Source organism: Paraburkholderia sp. CNPSo 3281, from assembly GCF_024206515.1.
GTDB lineage: Bacteria > Pseudomonadota > Gammaproteobacteria > Burkholderiales > Burkholderiaceae > Paraburkholderia > Paraburkholderia nodosa.
In genome coordinates, this window is the sequence record NZ_JAMBPS010000011.1 from 45,028 (window position 1) to 60,197 (window position 15,170).

A 15,170-nucleotide genomic window follows, 5' to 3' on the forward strand; every position below is an offset into this window, starting at 1 on the left:
GCTGGGATCGTTCGCAGTGGCCTGCCGTGAATTTATGCACCAGTCACTGCCCGGTCAGACTCCTAAGGATCTTCCGAACGATGCGTTCGTGCCGCGCGAGCGCCGCTTCGAGCGTGCTGGCGCCATAGCTCTCGTTGTCGTCGCGCACTTCCATTCCGGCGATTCGCGTCACGAACAGCGCGGGTTCCCCACCCCCCGCGTCGGCCACACCGCGAAAGCGCGTCGTGACTGTCACGCCGGACTCTTCGAGCAACGTACGGCGAAAGATCAATTCGTTCTCCGCCATCCAGCGAGACCACTCGCTGCGGTCGAACACCTCGACAGGCCTGTTCTTCGCATCGAGGACATAGAAGCGTTCACCCCTGGGCGGGACGGAGCGGGATCTCATCTATTGGTCAGGCGCGCGCAGGAAGCCGATCGCCTCCCGCCACCAGCTATCGTCGACATGGCCAATCCAGTCGTTATGCTCAGCCGCCTCCACGATCTTCAGCTGTTTCGGACCGGGCAGCGCGCTGTGTAGCGCTTCGCCGAAGCGCGCCGGGACGATGCTGTCGCGTTCGGCCACCACGACGAGAACGGGTTGGCCGAACGCCGCCAGGTGGGTCACGCTGTCGTATCGGTCATGCATCAGCCACTTCACGGGCGCCCATGGGTAGTGGAAGGCGGCGACGTGCTCGAGCTTATCCCATGGCGTAATGAGCATCAGGCCGGCGACCTTGTCGCGCTCGCGCGAGCCGGCCGCTGCGGCCACGCCCGCTCCGAGCGACTCCCCGACAAGCAGCAAAGGGGCGCCGTAGAGACGATGCGCAAGCCCGATGGTCTCTTGCGCATCGACGATCAGACATGCTTCGTTTGGCGAGCCTTCGCGTGGCCCATAGCCCGGATATTCGGCGAGAATCACGCGCAGTCCCAGCCGGTTGAGCGCTGAGGCATAGAAGGACCGGTGCCCTTCGTGCCCCGCATTGCCATGAAAGACAATGGCCGTGCCGCGCACGGTTCCGGGCGGTTCGCCAACAAGGCCTCGGAACGCCTCCGTAGTCGGCCAGGTCACAAGTCGGTCGGAGACGATGTCCTCGATTGCAACCTTCTCAGGAAAGTAGAGAAAACGTTCCTGCAACATGGCAACGCCTTCCAAAAGGACCAACCCGCGAAGGCTAGACGTGGCGCCATTCCTCCTGGGCATCCCGGCGACGTTCATCGCCTCGAACGGCTTCTACATTCCGCAGCTCACGGCTTTGGAATCTTCCGATGCGAGACGATACCGCCTCCATTCATCGTGCGTTTCCAGGCTTCATCGGCATGTTGCTGCGCGGATTTCAAGGTGCGCGCGGTCCGTTGCCCTGCTTTGGGCATTGGCGTAAACGCGGAAGCCAAGCCAGACAATGCACGGCGGACCGTCCTCGTGACCATGGTGTGCTCCGCGTAGACATCGGATTAATCAGTCTAACCTTTCCCCCCGGGGCTTGCGAGACTGTACGTTTAACCAGCCATGGCGATGCCGCCAGTCGGGTGGGGAACGCCGCCTCCAGGATCGCCTCGCGAACCTCTGTTTGCGAGGATCGGGTGGTTCTCTCGCCCAGTGATGGGGCGATATCCGCACCGACACTGCGTATCGAGGCCCGATGCGGTTTCATGGCATCATCGTGCGGACCTTCACACAACCTGAGGAGCGACGCAATGGCGACTTATATTGTCTTCACGAAGGAAAGCACGCAGGATCAGAGTGAACTCGACATCTACCAAAGCAAGGTGGGCGAGACCTTCAAGGGTCATCCGGTCAAGATTCTCGCGGCCTACGGACCTCAACAGGTTCTTGAGGGCGAAGCGCCAGAGGGCGTCGTGATAGTGGAGTTTCCGTCGACTGCGGCCGCACGTGCGTGGTACGACAGCCCGGCGTATCAGGAAGTCGCGCAGCACCGGTTCAAGGGTGCGCGCTATCGCGCGGTTCTTGTCGAAGGCGTGTGACAAAAGGCACGACGTTCGGCCCGCGGAGCCGGGCTTTGACCTATGACTCACGCGGCACGACTGCGCGTCTGTGTGCCTTGCAGCATGCGGCAGTGCATTTCAGGCGCTACGCGACATGGATTCCCACACTGGAAATTTCACCTGGGGTACTCATGACAAACAAAGTCTTGCTGATTCCCACGCCGACGGCGGCAATTCGCGCGTCGGGATTGACGCACATTGATTTCGCCGATGGTTATTCCGGTCTGGCGGATCGAACCTACGTCGACGCCGAACAAGCAGCGCGCGCCGTGTTCGCCGATCCGCCACACATGGTCCGATGTCTGATGGCCTTGCGTAACGAAATCGTGGCGCCGTTCGGACTAAAGGCAGGTATTGACTTTAGCGATCGCGGGCTGGGGAAAATCGACGTGTTTCCGATTATCTCAAGTACGGGCACTGAAGTCGTCGTTGGTGGTAACGACAAGCATCTGGATTTCAGGATCTGGATAAGCATTCAACCGAGTCCGAAGGGATCGGAAGTGACGATCTCAACGTTGGTTAAAATCAACAATCTCCTTGGACGAGTCTACTTGTTCGTCATCATGCCATTTCATAAGCGCCTGTCTCGCTCGATGCTGCAACGGGCGGTCAATTGACGCGACAACGTGTCTCCGCACGCCATGCAGGTCAAGCGCAAAGCGTAGCCCGAGCTAGCGTCTAGACGCTCATTGACCGCATTGCGCCTCTAGCCCGGCGAGCACTTCAGCCGCATTCTGATCGGGGGGAAACACCGGATAGAAAACGTGTTCAATCACGCCGTCGTTAATGACCATCGTCAAGCGCTTCAACAACGTCATGCCCATAGCCGTGAACGTCGGAAGGGAAAGCGCCTTCGTCAACATGAGATGCTCGTCCGACAATAGCGGATACGGGAGATGCAGACGCTCAACGGCGCCTCTTTGATACGGCGTATCCTGCGTTGACAGTCCGAAGATATAGCTTTTGCCCTCCCGTCGTCTATAGGGGCCGGCATGGTTGACCAGTCAATGTCCATCGGATCTTTCATGTTTAGCTCTCTCGGTGAGCCGACGACAAGGGCTTGCATAGCTAGCGAGCGTGCCGCCAGTTGCTGGACTCGTTAACGAATGTCTTATGTGACTCTCCTGTTTCGGTTGCAATCACTTTTCACTCGATTCGCAACGGCCGCTTTCGGGCACGACGACTGCCAGGTTAGGGGCAGCTTATGCGTGCTGTATAAGCTGCGTACCGAGACGCGTGAGACGCAGTGCGGCAAATTGAGTGTCCTGTCGCCCCGTGGGGCCCATGTGAATGGCGCGCTCGAAGGCGTGGACCGCCGGATCATGGTGCCTTTGTGCGGGCCAAACGTCGGCGCCCCGGGGGCACGATGCACCATCCGGATTCGCGGCACCCGCCCGGGTGCGGCCCGTGAGATGATGCGCCACCGTCAACAAGAGATATGGGATGACAACCTTCGACGAGGCAACAACGGCGGCGATCGCCGCGTTTGCCCAACTGGATTTCTACACGGCAGTGCAGGCGATGCGCGCCGAGGCCGAGGCCGACTACGACCGCGAACGGGACCAGTGCATCTCGCGCTACATCGACGAGCACGGCGGCGGCGCGGACGATGCGGCATACGACGCCTTGCACGCTCAGGCCCAGGCAACCCCGGAATACGCGAAGTTCGTCGATGCTGTTCGCAGGGAGATCCTGGGATACTTCGGCGTGGCCGACAATCAACTGGACTGGGTGGTCCTGCTGCGCAATGACGACAGCGATGAGCTTTGGGCGGAGGTCAACCGGCGGCGGAGCGCGCTGGGAACCGGTGAGGTGCGCGGAGATCTCTGATCGTCGGACTTGTCATTTTCTAGTATTCGTTAATTAATCGAGCCAATGACTCGGCCTCTCGGGCAACGGCTTCGTCTGCTGATACGCCGTCACCTATCCATAGCTGGACGGTATCGGCGAACGCTGTTTTTGCCGCGCCGCACAACTGAGCGATGCGAATTCTATAAACACCGTCGAAGCTAAACACTTCCAGCCGCCCTTCATACTCACGCGCATAGAATTTCATCGCCAGCTCCTTGTGCCGCCGCCGTGCGTTTCTTCACTGCTCCGGGTATCGCCGCCGCGCCAGGCGTGCTGCCTACCGGCGGTACGAGCACAACCAGCCGCGCTCACCCATCATGCGCTCAAACGGCTGGCGATCGCAACGGTCGTCGCGACGACGTTGCATGCAGGTCCGCTTTGGGTTCGCTTACCGCGAGACACACTCGGTCGCAGGCGGCCAACAACGGTCAATGATCTACACCGTTGCACGGACATTTGAACGCTGGATTTCCAGCGATATATAGACCTTCGAAAACCAACTAAATCTGCTTTCTATCCACGGTTTCCGAACGTTGGAATCGCCACTTTTTACATTTTCAAAACGTACCCGAAAATAATTAAATATCACTGACGGTTCCGCGCATGTGCCCTATTGTTGAGATCGTGATTTAAATCCCCTCGACCCAATTCAGAGGTCGAAATGAGCGATATTACGCAAGGAACGCCACACTTGTGCGGCCTCGTTGCCGTATGTCGCCGCCCTGTTGAAGAAGTCGCGCGAGGCGAACCTGATGATCGTCTCAGCGGGCTGCCGAACGTTCGGCGCGACAAGCCAGATCTCGATCGTTGCGTTTCCGCCGTTGACCGACGAGCATTGCGGGGCTGTTTTTTTATATTCGCCGCGCATTGTTCCGATTTATTTTTCGAAAACGACAGGCTGATTTCTGATAGAAAGGTATACGTAAGGATTGAACGAAGCCGCCGCCCTGAAAGGAGCCTCGACCCATGAATCTTCCGAAACGTATGCTCGTTGCCAATGTCGCCTGGGCGCAGGAAATCGCCCGGCGCGATCCGCATTTCTTCAGCACGCTTGCCACAGGGCAAAAGCCCCAGGTGCTCTGGATCGGCTGCTCCGACAGCCGCGTACCCGCCGAAAGCGTCACGCACTGCGCGCCCGGAGAGTTGTTCGTTCACCGCAATATCGCGAACCTTTTCCATCCCGACGATGACAACAACATGAGCGTGCTCGAATACGCCGTGCATGTGCTGCGGGTCGTGCACATCATCGTTTGCGGACACTACGGATGCGGCGGCGTACGCGCCTCGCTGCTACCGCCCGCCGAAGCCCTGCCCCACGTGAACCGTCGCATCAAGCCGCTTTGCGCGCTCGCGCAAACGCATCGCTCGACGCTCGCGCGCCTGCCGTCGGAAGAGGCGCGCATCAACCGCCTTGCCGAACTGAACGTGATCGAGCAGGTGCGCCTGCTGCGCGAACATCCGCTCGTGCGCGACGGCGCACCTGTGCCGCTCGTGCACGGCTGGATCTTTTCGCTGAACGACGGCCAGCTGCGCGAACTCGCGTCGGGCTACGACGTTGAAACTGCGAAGGCAAGCGTGGCGGCCTGAGCAAATCCATTCCGCATTGCGCAAGCCCGGCACGCTCGAGGCGCAGGCCTCAAGTCGCGCCAAGGCCGCTGCCGCCGAGTTCTCCACCCTTCTCTTCTACCCGCTTCCATCATGACTTCGAGAGCTTCCCTGTCCGCGCTTGCGCGTGACCTCGCCGCAGGCACTGTCGTCTTTCTCGTCGCCCTGCCGCTGTGCCTCGGCATTGCAAGGGCATCCGGCGCGGAGCCGTTGGCCGGCCTGGTTTCCGGCATTGTCGGCGGCATCGTCGTCGCCGCGCTCAGCGGCTCGCGCCTGAGCGTAAGCGGCCCCGCCGCTGGACTCGTCGTGATCGTCGTGGATGGCATTGCGCGCCTTGGCAGTTTCTCTGCATTCCTGATTGCTGTGCTGCTGTCGGGTGTGCTGCAGTTCGGTTTCGGCATGCTCAAGGCCGGGCGCCTGGCCTCGTATGTGCCCACACCCGTCATCAAGGGCATGCTCGCCGCAATCGGCCTGCTGCTGGTCATCAAGCAGGTTCCGCTCGCGCTCGGACTGACTTCGGGCAACGAGACCGGGTCTCTGACTCACGCGCTCGAGTCGATCTCGCCCATCGTATGCGCGGTCACCGCGATCTCGCTTGCCATTCTTGCGGGTTGGGAAACGCGCGCATTGCGACGCTTCCCGCTAGTGCGGCTCGCACCCGCGCCGCTCGTCGTCGTGCTTGCGGGCGTGGGCGCGACGCTGGTTTGTGGCTCGCCCGGCACGACGTTCGCTTTGCCGGTCGAACAACGCGTGGCACTGCCTGCCATCGAATCATTCGCGGCCCTCGGCGACGCCCTCCAGTTCGGTGAATTCGAGCTTAGCTTCGCGCGCCTTGCCGCCCCGGAGATCTGGATCGTCGCCCTGACGCTCGCCGTCGTTGCAAGTCTCGAGACGCTGCTGAGCCTCGAAGCTGTCGAGCAGATCGACCCGCAGCGGCGCGCCGCGCCGCCCAACCGTGAACTCAAGGCGCAAGGGGTCGGCAATATCGTCGCCGGCGCCATCGGCGGACTGCCCATCACTTCGGTCATCGTGCGCAGTTCCGCGAACGTGCACGCCGGAGCGCAAAGCCGGCTCTCCGCGATCGTGCACGGCGTGCTGCTGCTCGTCAGCGTGTTTGCGCTCACCGACGTGATCAACATGATTCCACTCGCGAGTCTTGCCGCCATTCTCATTCATACCGGCCTCAAGCTCGCCAAACCTTCCTTGTTCATCGCGCTCGCGAAACAGGGCACGGCGCCGTTCGCGCCATTCATCGTTACGATCGCCAGCGTGCTCGCCACCGACCTGCTCACCGGGATCATGCTCGGCGTGCTGTGCAGCGCCGGACTCGCACTGTGGGCGAATCTGCATCGGCCGATCGCGCTCGCGCGGCACGACGATCATTTCCTGGTCTCCTTTCGCAAGGACGTGTCATTTCTAGGTAAGGTGCCGCTCAAGCAAATGCTCGCCCATATCCCGGATCGCGCGACGGTGATCGTCGACACCTCGCGTGCCGATTACATCGATCACGACGTGCGTGAACTGCTCGATCGATTCATTGCCGATGCGCCGCTGCGATCGATCGCGGTGGAAGTCCGGCATGCCGCAGCCGTGCTACCGCCTGCAACTCGCTCAGGCGCCTGAGCGCTCGCCCAGGATGACGATCAGGCTTTACTGAAAGCGTCCAAAGTGCGCGCAGAATAGACCAGTGCTGCTCCGGCATTCAGGTTGATGGAAACGCCGAGCGCTTCCGACAGTTCCTCCACCGTTGCGCCCGCTTTCTTCGCCTCACTCGCGTGGAACGCAATGCAGCCGTCGCAGCGCGTGGTCACGGCCACGGCAAGAGAGATCAGTTCGCGTGTCTTCGCGTCGAGATGGTTTATCTTCTCCCCTGCCTGGCCTAGTGACGCGATGCCTTTCATGGTTTCCGGGGCAAGTTAGGAGAATTCGCGCAACCGAAGCGTCTGTTGCTCGCGATACTCGTTCCAGTCGTTCATGTTTTTCCTCTGTTACGAAAGTTGATTGAGGGGGTGACTACTACTGATGGTTCGACCTTCGTGAAAGCCAACGGCATGGTGGCGTTGACGGACGCACTCGCAGCCGAACTGGATGAAAATTCAATCATCGCTGGCGAGGCAGTGCGTGGTCTCCGGCTTGGCGCACATCGGGCCGAGCATCTAGCGCGGGACAGCACCGGATGCGCCGTCAAAGCGGACACGTGCGGCATGGATGTCGGGATAACGACGATCAGCCCAATCGATGAGGGCCGCCATCGGCTCCAACAGGGATTGGCCTAGTGGGGCCAGACGATATTCGACGCTTGGCGGGCTGGTGGGAAAAACGTGGCGGCTGATGAGTCCGTCGCGCTCCAGATCGCGGAGTGTCTGGGTAAGCATGCGCTTGGAAATGTCCGGGATGGCCCGGTGAAGCTCACTGAAGCGCTGCGATCGCGTCGCGAGCTCCATGATCATGAGCATGCTCCATTTGTCGCCGATGCGGTCGAGCACGTCGCGAATCGCGCAGTGTGCGGCCTGGGCGTCGCCCAATTGACGTTGATATCGGCTGAATCTCTCGATCGCATTCTGAGCGGTGCTCATTCGGGTTCCCTTTAACTCTTCTGGTAACAAAAAACTGCCTCCTTCCGGCGTGAGGCATCGGTCTCTATGATAGACCTGCCCTCAAACAAAGACTGTTCCTCGGGGAGCTCGGATATCAAACCCTGTTCCCGCCTGCCTTCTGTACCAGACTCCGGCGGACATCCGGGCCAGCGCGTGGTGGAGTCGCAGGTGGAAGCCGAAGATTCCAGGTTCACCGCATCCATCGGCAGCCGCAGGAATGTTGGCGTTTAAGGGCAATGCCAATTTTCAGGAGAAACACATGTTTTTGGTAATGGGAATTACAGGACGCGTAGGCGGTGCGACGGCCCAACATCTGTTGTCGCAAGGCAGGAAGGTACGGGCGCTGGTCCGCAATCGCGAGAAGGCGACGAAATGGGCGGATCAAGATGTGGAACTCGTCGACGGCGACTGGAATGATGCAGCCGCCGTAGAGAAAGCGCTCGAAGGGGTCGAAGGCGCATTTGTCATGCTACCGACTGTCTGGGCACCCTCGCCTGATTTCAGGGAAGCAAAGAGCGTGATCGCGAACTATGTCGAGGCGCTGACCAGGGCAGCACCACCGCGGGTGGTTGTGCTGTCGTCGATGGGTGCGAACAGAACCAGCGGGCTGGGAATGATCACGGCCCTGTCGCTTCTGGAGCAAGGACTGCGCCACCTCACGTTGCCGATCGCCTATGTGCGAGCCGGCGGGTTTTTCGAAAACTTCCTTTACGGCCTGCACGTCGCCCAGGGCGGCACGCTACCCGTCTACTACAACCCGACGAGTCGGAAGTCGACCATGGTCGCGACCGACGATATCGGCGCCGAGGTGGCGACGCTGTTGGCCGGGCCCGCGTGGTCAGGGCATCGCGTCGTTGAGCTTGGCTCGATGGTCAGCGCGGATGAAGTCGCAGCCCAGCTGGGTGAAGTCTTGCAGCGCGACGTCAAGGCCTTTGCCATCCCGCGGGCCGGGTGGCCTGCAGCGTTCGAACAGTTCGGCATCCCGAAGGGCCAGACCGGACCGGCCGAAGCGATGTTCGATGCCGTCAACGCGGGCTGGATGGACCTCGGCGTCGCGGGTACGGAGCACATCGCGGGCACGACGTCCCCTCGCGATGTCTTTGCGGCGGCCCACAAGGCCACTACGGCATGAACAACGGAGATCGGCCGGCTCGTCGACCCGGCGAGCCACACTGATCCTCGCCAGTGCCCTCATCAGAGAAGGTAGAAGAATGTCCAAGATTTCCTGGCGCCAGGTATTACCTTTCGTTCTTGCCGCTTTTTTCGTCGTGGGATCGCTCAGTAACATCGTCGCCCCGCGATCCATCTTTGAGGAATACCTGAAGTGGGGATATCCGCACTGGTTCCATTTCGTGACTGGTTCGCTGGAACTCATGACCGCCGTTCTGCTGGCGCGCGCACGGACGCGGCTGTGGGGCTCGGCGCTCGGCTGCACCGTGATGTTGGCTGCGCTGGCGACCGTCACAGTCCACGGCGAATTCGGACATGGGGTGGCGCCACTTGTCGTGGCGACACTATCGATTGTTGTCGGCTGCATTGCCTGGCGCAAGCGGCTCGCTACCGGTTCTTTGGCTCGGGCCTAATCCTTACGGCCTTCAAGAGCTTAAAAGCATGCTGGAAGTGCTATTACCAACCAGTTATCGGTTTCAAATCCTGGATGGGACAGGGTTGACCTGTTGAATTGAGCTTGATGGTTGGTGGGTCAACGGGCGTCCGAAGCAATTCCGAAGCGGTCATCGACGTCTTGTGCTCGCGACCGGCCCTTCGGGGTCGACTATCGCCGTGCGCGTCAGGCGGCAGTCGGCCATGTGGGGTCGCTGGTTAGTGCGACAACTCAGCCGCTCCAATGGCTCATCACCTTCGTCAACAGCCGTTCAAGCTGTTGCGTTGCCTTCAAAGCACTAATGCTGTGGTTACGCTATTAACCGCAAATGTGCGACTTCTCGGCCCGAGCATCCGATCGCCGGTCTGATTCAACACCTTGCCTTTTTCACATCGTTGTTCGTCCGGTCAGTCAGGATGGCGCTCGCGATTACGTGAAAGAGATGATCGGCGCGTGGCGCGAATGAGGGTTGGTCGCCGAGCCAGCCGAGCGCCGACATCAGGGCGAACAGGTCGTCCCCATTCATATCGGCGCGCGCGGTTCCCTCGGCCTGAGCACGGAGCAGTAGTCGCTCGCCCGCTGAGTGCACCGCTGCGCATGAAGCATAAAGCGCGGAGTCCGGTGCCGCGTGAGCGCTCGCCATCAAGGCGACAACGCCGCTATAGCTATGAACGAATGCCACCCCTTCGCGAAACCAGGACACGAGCGCTTCGTCAGGTGGATTCGACGTTTCGAGGTCCACTGCCTTTTGCGTCAGTGCGTCCAGATTCTCGCGCAGCAACGCTTCGAACAAGGCTTCCCGAGTTGGGAAATGACGAAACAGCGTGGCCAACCCGACGTCGGCCCGGCGGGCGATATCTCGCATGGACGCATCGGCACCATGCTCGGTGACGACGTCGCGCGCGACTGCTAGCAGATGGTCGTAATTTTTTCTGGCGTCGGCCCGCATAGTTTTCTTGACAAGTGGATCAGTGATCCGTATCTTGGGAATCAGGATCTGGATCAGTGATCCACAAGATACAGCGTTTTTGTGCAAAGGGGAACCGAGACGCTGTCCGACACCACGAAAGGAGAAGTCATGGGAAAGCTAGACGGTAAGGTTGCAGTCATCACCGGTGGATCGAGCGGCATGGCGCTGGCGAGCGCCAGACGGTTCGTTGAAGAAGGCGCCTATGTTTTCATTACGGGCCGGAGGCAGGAGACGCTGGACGAAGCTGTCAAGCTGATTGGCAGGAACGTGACCGGCGTGCGCGGCGACGCAGCCAATCTCGACGACCTCGACCGCTTGTTCGATACAGTCAAGCGGGAAAAGGGCAAGATCGACGTCCTGTACGCGAGCGCCGGCTGGGGCGAAGCCGTCCCGCTGGGCGAGATTACCGAGCAGCATTACGATGCGATCTTCGACCTGAATGCACGCGGCACGCTGTTTACGGTTCAGAAGGCGTTGCCGTTGTTCAACGATGGCGGATCGATCTTCATGACCGGGTCAGTGGCTTCGGTAAAAGGTTTTCCTGGTTACGGCGTGTATGCGGCGAGCAAGGCGGCGTTGCGCTCATTCGCACGCACGTGGCTCAACGAGCTGAAGGGCAGGAATATCCGGGTGAACGTGCTGAGCCCGGGGCCCATCGCCACACCGATGCAGGACCAGGTTCTCGACGAGGAGGCGAAGCGGATGTTCGAATCCGTGATCCCGCGGGGAAAGATGGGTCGTCCTGAGGAAATTGCGACAGTCGCGCTGTTTCTTGCTTCAGACGATTCGAGCTTCGTGAATGGAGTGGAGTTGTCTGTCGACGGCGGCCTGTCGGCCATCTAAAATCTCGCCGAAAAGCGTGTAAGGGCGCTACCAACGCGGTGAAGAGGATCTGAATTGTGGAAACCACTATGGATTCCTGATCAGTAAGCGGGATTGGCTTTGGTGATTGTCCAGCGGCTATTGTCACGCCTGCTCGCGCTACCGTCACTGCAAACGACGGTGAGCGCGCCCGGCTCCGCGCATCTGCTGTGGCCCGCGTGGCGCATCGCGCGCAGCGGGCCGCCAAACGCGGGTCGCGGTCCCGCTCGCCCGGTTACCCATTGACATTGGGTCCGTGGTTGATCAAAACGTCCCCTGAAAGGAGAGTTCGTATGAGCTATTCGATTATTGGCTTTGGCGCCGTAGGCCAGGCGCTCGCCCGAGCGTTTGCAAGAAAGAGCATCGACGTGACCGTCGCCAGCCGGCGCCCTCCCGAAGCGTTGATGCAGCAGGCACGAGCGATTGGCCCCACCGTTGTCCCCACGACGCTGCAGGATGCAATCGCGTCCGACACGATCTTCCTGGCAGTTCCGTTTTGGGAACATCGCGAAGTCGCGAAGCAACTCTCGACCTGGCAGGGCAAGACGATCATCGACACGACAAATGCTTTCGGTGTTCCCGTCGCAGACCTGGAAGGTCTGCCGTCGTCCGCAGTTGTCGCCAAAGCGTTTAGCGGCGCCAGGTTCGTAAAGGGCTTTAACCATCTGCCCGCTGCCGCTCTGGCCGCAGATCCGAGCGTGAATGGCGGCAGCCGCGTCGTGTTTCTGTCGAGCGATGACGACAATGCGGTGACACCGGTCGCAGCTTTGGCCGAACAGCTCGGTTTCGCGCCGATTGCGCTAGGACCGCTCAAGGATGGTGGCTCGCTTGTCCAGGCCAGGGGGAATAGCTGGGCTCAACTGATCTTCAAGGATCTCGTCAAGTTCAAATAGCGGTGCGTCACGACAAAGTCACATCGGCCACGTGCATGGCTAAACGCGTGCCGGTGCGTCACGGCGCACCCGTTTCGGGCACTGCGATCTGCCCATTCGCATGCTCTCCGACGCCACTCTTCCATCGCTCACTGGCCGATGCTCATGGCTGCCGCGCGCATCGGAATGCAACGTAGACGTTTGCTTTCACAGAGACTCGATCAATCGGGAAGCCTCCCGATCGCCAAAGACCTGGACCCAGCCTCCCCGGGTATCCATGTACTCCCTGATTGCCACGACTTGCCCGTCCTTCACTTCGTAGACGAAGCAGTAGTCGTTGCAGTAGTGACGCCCGTTGGGCAAACGGGCTGAGAGGCGATGCTCTACGAATACGACCGAATCCTCGGCAGCGATACACCGAAACACGTTGGTTCGGTCCGCAAATAAACGCGGGAAGATTCGAGTCGTTCGGCGACCGCGTGCTCATTGCCTGGAACGCGAGCCGCGAAGCCGCCCGTGCGGTTCACGACGCACTGCCGTTCATCCTGCGAGCGGCGCACGTAACGATGGCCATGCGCGATTCCAGGAACTCGTTCTGGGTGGCGCCACGCGATCCGTACTCTCCACGATGACGCTGCCGGTACTCATGTCTCATTGACCGACCGCACGCAGCGCGACGACCTGGCGAGGCCGCACAATATCCCCGGCGCAAGAGAAAGCCGCCGGGGACAAGACGCCCTTACATCGGTGTTTTCCACGCGATGCAGCAGATCGCCCTCGCTGAGAATCCCGACAACGGCGCCGGTGTCGTCGACGACCGGAACGCCGCTCACGTGATGGTCGGTGAGCAATGTCGCGGCCTCGAAGACCGACGCGTCAGGACGCAGGTTGACGACGTCCGTGGTCATGATGTCTGAAGCTTGCATGGTTCCTCCGTTAGCGGCTAACGCCGCACTGGAACTCAATTTAGAGATCGGCTGCACAGGTGCATCGACTTAAATCAATCAAGCGGACGCTTGCGCTAGGACCTTTCGTCGCCCGATGTGAAATGCCGTTTTCGGGACTGGCGTGGACCGGGTTGGCAACCAGCGCCAATGTGTTCGATTCTCGGGCCATCCTGAACTGTCCGACCATGTCGAAGCTTCCATTGCGACGCGCAACCCGACAAGGCCGCTCAGTCCAGCGCCTTGAGGTCCGCGTCAATCTTTTCAAGCGCGTCCTGCGAGATGAGGCCATCTGTGAATTTCGCCGCCGTCGTCAGCGACATGCCGCGCGCCATGCCGATCTGCGGATGCGAGGAGATGCCTGGCAGATGCTTTTCGACGATGGCTTTGGCCGCGGCGCTTTCCAGCAGGTCGCCCACGGTGGATTCGATTGAGTAGGACATCAGAGTTTTTTCTCGAATCCCGTCTGTGTGGGCAGACGTCTGCAAATCAGCGCTCGCCGGGCGCTCACCCTGGCTCTGAAAGGCAGGCAACGGCGGCAAGGCTTCGAAGCGTGGGGCACGCCTGGCCTGCCAGCCTGCGATGGCTTCGGACAGGTCCGCGGTATCGAATATGGCGCTCTGAAGGAGCGCCATGTGTTGCAGCGACTCCGCGGTTCCGTGGTCGCGCGCGAAGTTCATCGCCGTCTTGCTCCCTGCCACTGCCAACGGAGATTTCGATGCAATGCTGCGCGCCACCTCCATCGCATGGTGCTGGAGCGCATCGGCGTCGGGCAGCACGGCATTGACGAGCCCCACGGCGAGCGCCCGTTCGGCGCTCAAACGCTCGCTGGTGTACGCCATCTGGCGCGCGACGCCCGCCGGAATGAGCTTGGGCAGGCGTTGCAGCACGCCCAGATCGGCCACCATGCCGATCTGCGTTTCCTGCAGGCAGAAGAATGCGTCCGCCGTGCATACGCGAATGTCGCAAGCAACGGCAAGGTCGAGCCCGCCTCCGATGCACCCGCCCTGCACGGCGCAGATGACGGGGAAACGTGCCTTGTCGAGCACGTCGAAGCAGTCCATCAGACCTGCCAGGACGCGCTGAAAACCGAGGCGCTTGCGTGGACTGCTAGTGTCGAAGTCGTTCGAAATGTTGGCGAACACCTCGAAATCCATGCCGGCCGAAAAGTGCTTGCCCGTCGAACTGATGACGAGCACGCGGACTTCGCCACTCGTATCGAGCGTCTGCACGATTTCGCGCAGGCCCGCATAAAACGCAAGATCCATCACATTGAGCCGGTCGGGACGGTTCAATTGAAGATGCGCGATGCCTGCTTCGGTACTGAGGCGAAAGTATTGATCGTTCATGGGGTGCTCGACGAAAGGACGATTCTGATGGGAGCAGCCGTGTCAATGCTTCCGGACATTCACGCCGAGTCCCTCAATCCGGTTCAGGCGGTTACGACCCGGCCTTATACGCCGGGAGAAGATGAGCCAGACGTGCGCCCATCTCCGCACCCAGCACCTGCAGTGCGTTGAATGGCCGGATCATCACTTCGAATTCGACGATGCGACCCGCCTCGTCGAAACGGATCATGTCGATGCCTTTGAGCTGCTTGTCCTGCACGGTCGCGCTGAACTCGAGCACGACGTTCAGGCCGTCGGCGCTGCTGAACTGCCGATGGTAGGTAAAGTCCCCGAAAATGGTGATCACCGTACGCAGCGCCATCAGCAATGCGGGCGCGGGACCGTAGGGCTTGAACGCCATCGGCGAGCGAAATACGGCCTCTGGATGCACGATGGATTCCAGCCGGCTGAGATCCTTGCTGTCCACGAGCTCATGCCAGATCGCGAGGGACCGCGCGACAGCGGGAGGCAGGTTGAGTATGGCGTCGTTCAT

At 60.6% G+C, this 15,170-nt stretch carries 19 protein-coding genes and 2 pseudogenes; 10 read left to right on the forward strand and 11 right to left on the reverse strand.

Annotation, left to right across the window (positions count from 1 at the left end; all coding sequences use genetic code 11):
- Nucleotides 1-43: 43 nt before the first annotated feature.
- Together M3I56_RS14345 and M3I56_RS14350 are read right to left on the reverse strand one after the other, a co-directional pair.
- Entirely contained in the window at nucleotides 44-388 is a 345-nt protein-coding gene (locus M3I56_RS14345; protein ID WP_254354511.1) for a hypothetical protein, read from the reverse strand.
- On the reverse strand, nucleotides 389-1,183 hold the full coding sequence (locus M3I56_RS14350; RefSeq protein ID WP_254354604.1) for an alpha/beta hydrolase: 795 nt from the start codon (nucleotides 1,181-1,183) through the stop codon (nucleotides 389-391).
- A gap of 494 nt (nucleotides 1,184-1,677) precedes the next feature.
- Between M3I56_RS14350 and M3I56_RS14355 the strand changes: the two genes are divergently transcribed.
- Both M3I56_RS14355 and M3I56_RS14360 read left to right on the forward strand, forming a co-directional pair.
- A complete protein-coding gene (locus tag M3I56_RS14355; RefSeq protein ID WP_254354512.1) occupies nucleotides 1,678-1,965 on the forward strand; it encodes a DUF1330 domain-containing protein in 288 nt (95 codons plus the stop codon).
- Nucleotides 1,966-2,000: 35 nt separating this feature from the next.
- Nucleotides 2,001-2,603 carry a DUF2867 domain-containing protein gene (locus tag M3I56_RS14360; protein ID WP_254354513.1) on the forward strand — a complete coding sequence of 201 codons (603 nt, stop codon included), beginning with the start codon at nucleotides 2,001-2,003 and terminating at the stop codon, nucleotides 2,601-2,603.
- 69 nt (nucleotides 2,604-2,672) lie between these two features.
- Here the strand turns inward: M3I56_RS14360 and M3I56_RS14365 are convergent, their stop codons facing one another.
- Nucleotides 2,673-2,990 (reverse strand): redoxin family protein, encoded by a 318-nt coding sequence (locus M3I56_RS14365; protein ID WP_302056846.1) that lies wholly within the window; start codon nucleotides 2,988-2,990, stop codon nucleotides 2,673-2,675.
- Nucleotides 2,991-3,429: 439 nt separating this feature from the next.
- On the opposite strand from M3I56_RS14365, the gene M3I56_RS14370 reads away from it, so the two are divergent.
- Nucleotides 3,430-3,816: an ATP-dependent protease gene (locus tag M3I56_RS14370; protein WP_254354514.1), complete on the forward strand. Its 387-nt coding sequence runs from the start codon at nucleotides 3,430-3,432 to the stop codon at nucleotides 3,814-3,816.
- A 19-nt stretch (nucleotides 3,817-3,835) separates the two neighbouring features.
- Here the strand turns inward: M3I56_RS14370 and M3I56_RS14375 are convergent, their stop codons facing one another.
- Both M3I56_RS14375 and M3I56_RS14380 read right to left on the reverse strand, forming a co-directional pair.
- Nucleotides 3,836-4,042 (reverse strand): hypothetical protein, encoded by a 207-nt coding sequence (locus M3I56_RS14375; protein WP_028204535.1) that lies wholly within the window; start codon nucleotides 4,040-4,042, stop codon nucleotides 3,836-3,838.
- Between the two features lie 444 nt (nucleotides 4,043-4,486).
- On the reverse strand, nucleotides 4,487-4,705 hold the full coding sequence (locus M3I56_RS14380) for a hypothetical protein (protein ID WP_254354515.1): 219 nt from the start codon (nucleotides 4,703-4,705) through the stop codon (nucleotides 4,487-4,489).
- A gap of 98 nt (nucleotides 4,706-4,803) precedes the next feature.
- Here M3I56_RS14380 and M3I56_RS14385 point away from each other — a divergent pair, with 98 nt between their 5' ends.
- Both M3I56_RS14385 and M3I56_RS14390 read left to right on the forward strand, forming a co-directional pair.
- Nucleotides 4,804-5,424 carry a carbonic anhydrase gene (locus M3I56_RS14385; protein ID WP_254354516.1) on the forward strand — a complete coding sequence of 207 codons (621 nt, stop codon included), beginning with the start codon at nucleotides 4,804-4,806 and terminating at the stop codon, nucleotides 5,422-5,424.
- Between the two features lie 111 nt (nucleotides 5,425-5,535).
- Nucleotides 5,536-7,065: a SulP family inorganic anion transporter gene (locus M3I56_RS14390; protein ID WP_254354517.1), complete on the forward strand. Its 1,530-nt coding sequence runs from the start codon at nucleotides 5,536-5,538 to the stop codon at nucleotides 7,063-7,065.
- A 20-nt stretch (nucleotides 7,066-7,085) separates the two neighbouring features.
- On the opposite strand, the pseudogene M3I56_RS14395 reads toward M3I56_RS14390, so the two are convergent.
- Together M3I56_RS14395 and M3I56_RS14400 are read right to left on the reverse strand one after the other, a co-directional pair.
- Nucleotides 7,086-7,418: pseudogene (locus M3I56_RS14395) on the reverse strand (carboxymuconolactone decarboxylase family protein).
- Nucleotides 7,419-7,598: 180 nt separating this feature from the next.
- The gene (locus M3I56_RS14400; RefSeq protein ID WP_254354518.1) at nucleotides 7,599-8,018 is read right to left on the reverse strand and encodes a helix-turn-helix domain-containing protein; all 420 of its coding nucleotides are present in this window, start codon (nucleotides 8,016-8,018) and stop codon (nucleotides 7,599-7,601) included.
- Between the two features lie 280 nt (nucleotides 8,019-8,298).
- Between M3I56_RS14400 and M3I56_RS14405 the strand changes: the two genes are divergently transcribed.
- Nucleotides 8,299-9,171, forward strand: coding sequence for an NmrA family NAD(P)-binding protein (locus M3I56_RS14405; RefSeq protein ID WP_254354519.1), 873 nt, complete (start codon nucleotides 8,299-8,301; stop codon nucleotides 9,169-9,171).
- Between the two features lie 79 nt (nucleotides 9,172-9,250).
- A complete protein-coding gene (locus M3I56_RS14410; protein WP_254354520.1) occupies nucleotides 9,251-9,622 on the forward strand; it encodes a DoxX family protein in 372 nt (123 codons plus the stop codon).
- A gap of 390 nt (nucleotides 9,623-10,012) precedes the next feature.
- Here M3I56_RS14410 and M3I56_RS14415 read toward each other — a convergent pair whose 3' ends face one another.
- Nucleotides 10,013-10,591 carry a TetR/AcrR family transcriptional regulator gene (locus M3I56_RS14415; protein ID WP_254354521.1) on the reverse strand — a complete coding sequence of 193 codons (579 nt, stop codon included), beginning with the start codon at nucleotides 10,589-10,591 and terminating at the stop codon, nucleotides 10,013-10,015.
- A 129-nt stretch (nucleotides 10,592-10,720) separates the two neighbouring features.
- Between M3I56_RS14415 and M3I56_RS14420 the strand changes: the two genes are divergently transcribed.
- The 3 genes and pseudogenes from M3I56_RS14420 to M3I56_RS14430 all read left to right on the forward strand — a co-directional run.
- On the forward strand, nucleotides 10,721-11,455 hold the full coding sequence (locus M3I56_RS14420; RefSeq protein ID WP_254354522.1) for an SDR family NAD(P)-dependent oxidoreductase: 735 nt from the start codon (nucleotides 10,721-10,723) through the stop codon (nucleotides 11,453-11,455).
- Between the two features lie 311 nt (nucleotides 11,456-11,766).
- Nucleotides 11,767-12,366 (forward strand): NADPH-dependent F420 reductase, encoded by a 600-nt coding sequence (locus tag M3I56_RS14425; protein WP_254354523.1) that lies wholly within the window; start codon nucleotides 11,767-11,769, stop codon nucleotides 12,364-12,366.
- A 425-nt stretch (nucleotides 12,367-12,791) separates the two neighbouring features.
- A pseudogene (locus M3I56_RS14430) lies at nucleotides 12,792-13,003 on the forward strand (hypothetical protein); the annotation flags it as partial.
- On the opposite strand, the gene M3I56_RS14435 reads toward M3I56_RS14430, so the two are convergent.
- From M3I56_RS14435 to M3I56_RS14445, 3 genes are all read right to left on the reverse strand, one after another.
- Nucleotides 12,990-13,271 (reverse strand): CBS domain-containing protein, encoded by a 282-nt coding sequence (locus tag M3I56_RS14435; RefSeq protein ID WP_254354524.1) that lies wholly within the window; start codon nucleotides 13,269-13,271, stop codon nucleotides 12,990-12,992. The pseudogene M3I56_RS14430 and the gene M3I56_RS14435 sit on opposite strands and share 14 nt — an antisense overlap.
- A 248-nt stretch (nucleotides 13,272-13,519) precedes the next feature.
- A complete protein-coding gene (locus M3I56_RS14440; protein ID WP_302056841.1) occupies nucleotides 13,520-14,638 on the reverse strand; it encodes an enoyl-CoA hydratase-related protein in 1,119 nt (372 codons plus the stop codon).
- 91 nt (nucleotides 14,639-14,729) lie between these two features.
- Nucleotides 14,730-15,170 carry a nuclear transport factor 2 family protein gene (locus tag M3I56_RS14445; RefSeq protein ID WP_254354525.1) on the reverse strand — a complete coding sequence of 147 codons (441 nt, stop codon included), beginning with the start codon at nucleotides 15,168-15,170 and terminating at the stop codon, nucleotides 14,730-14,732.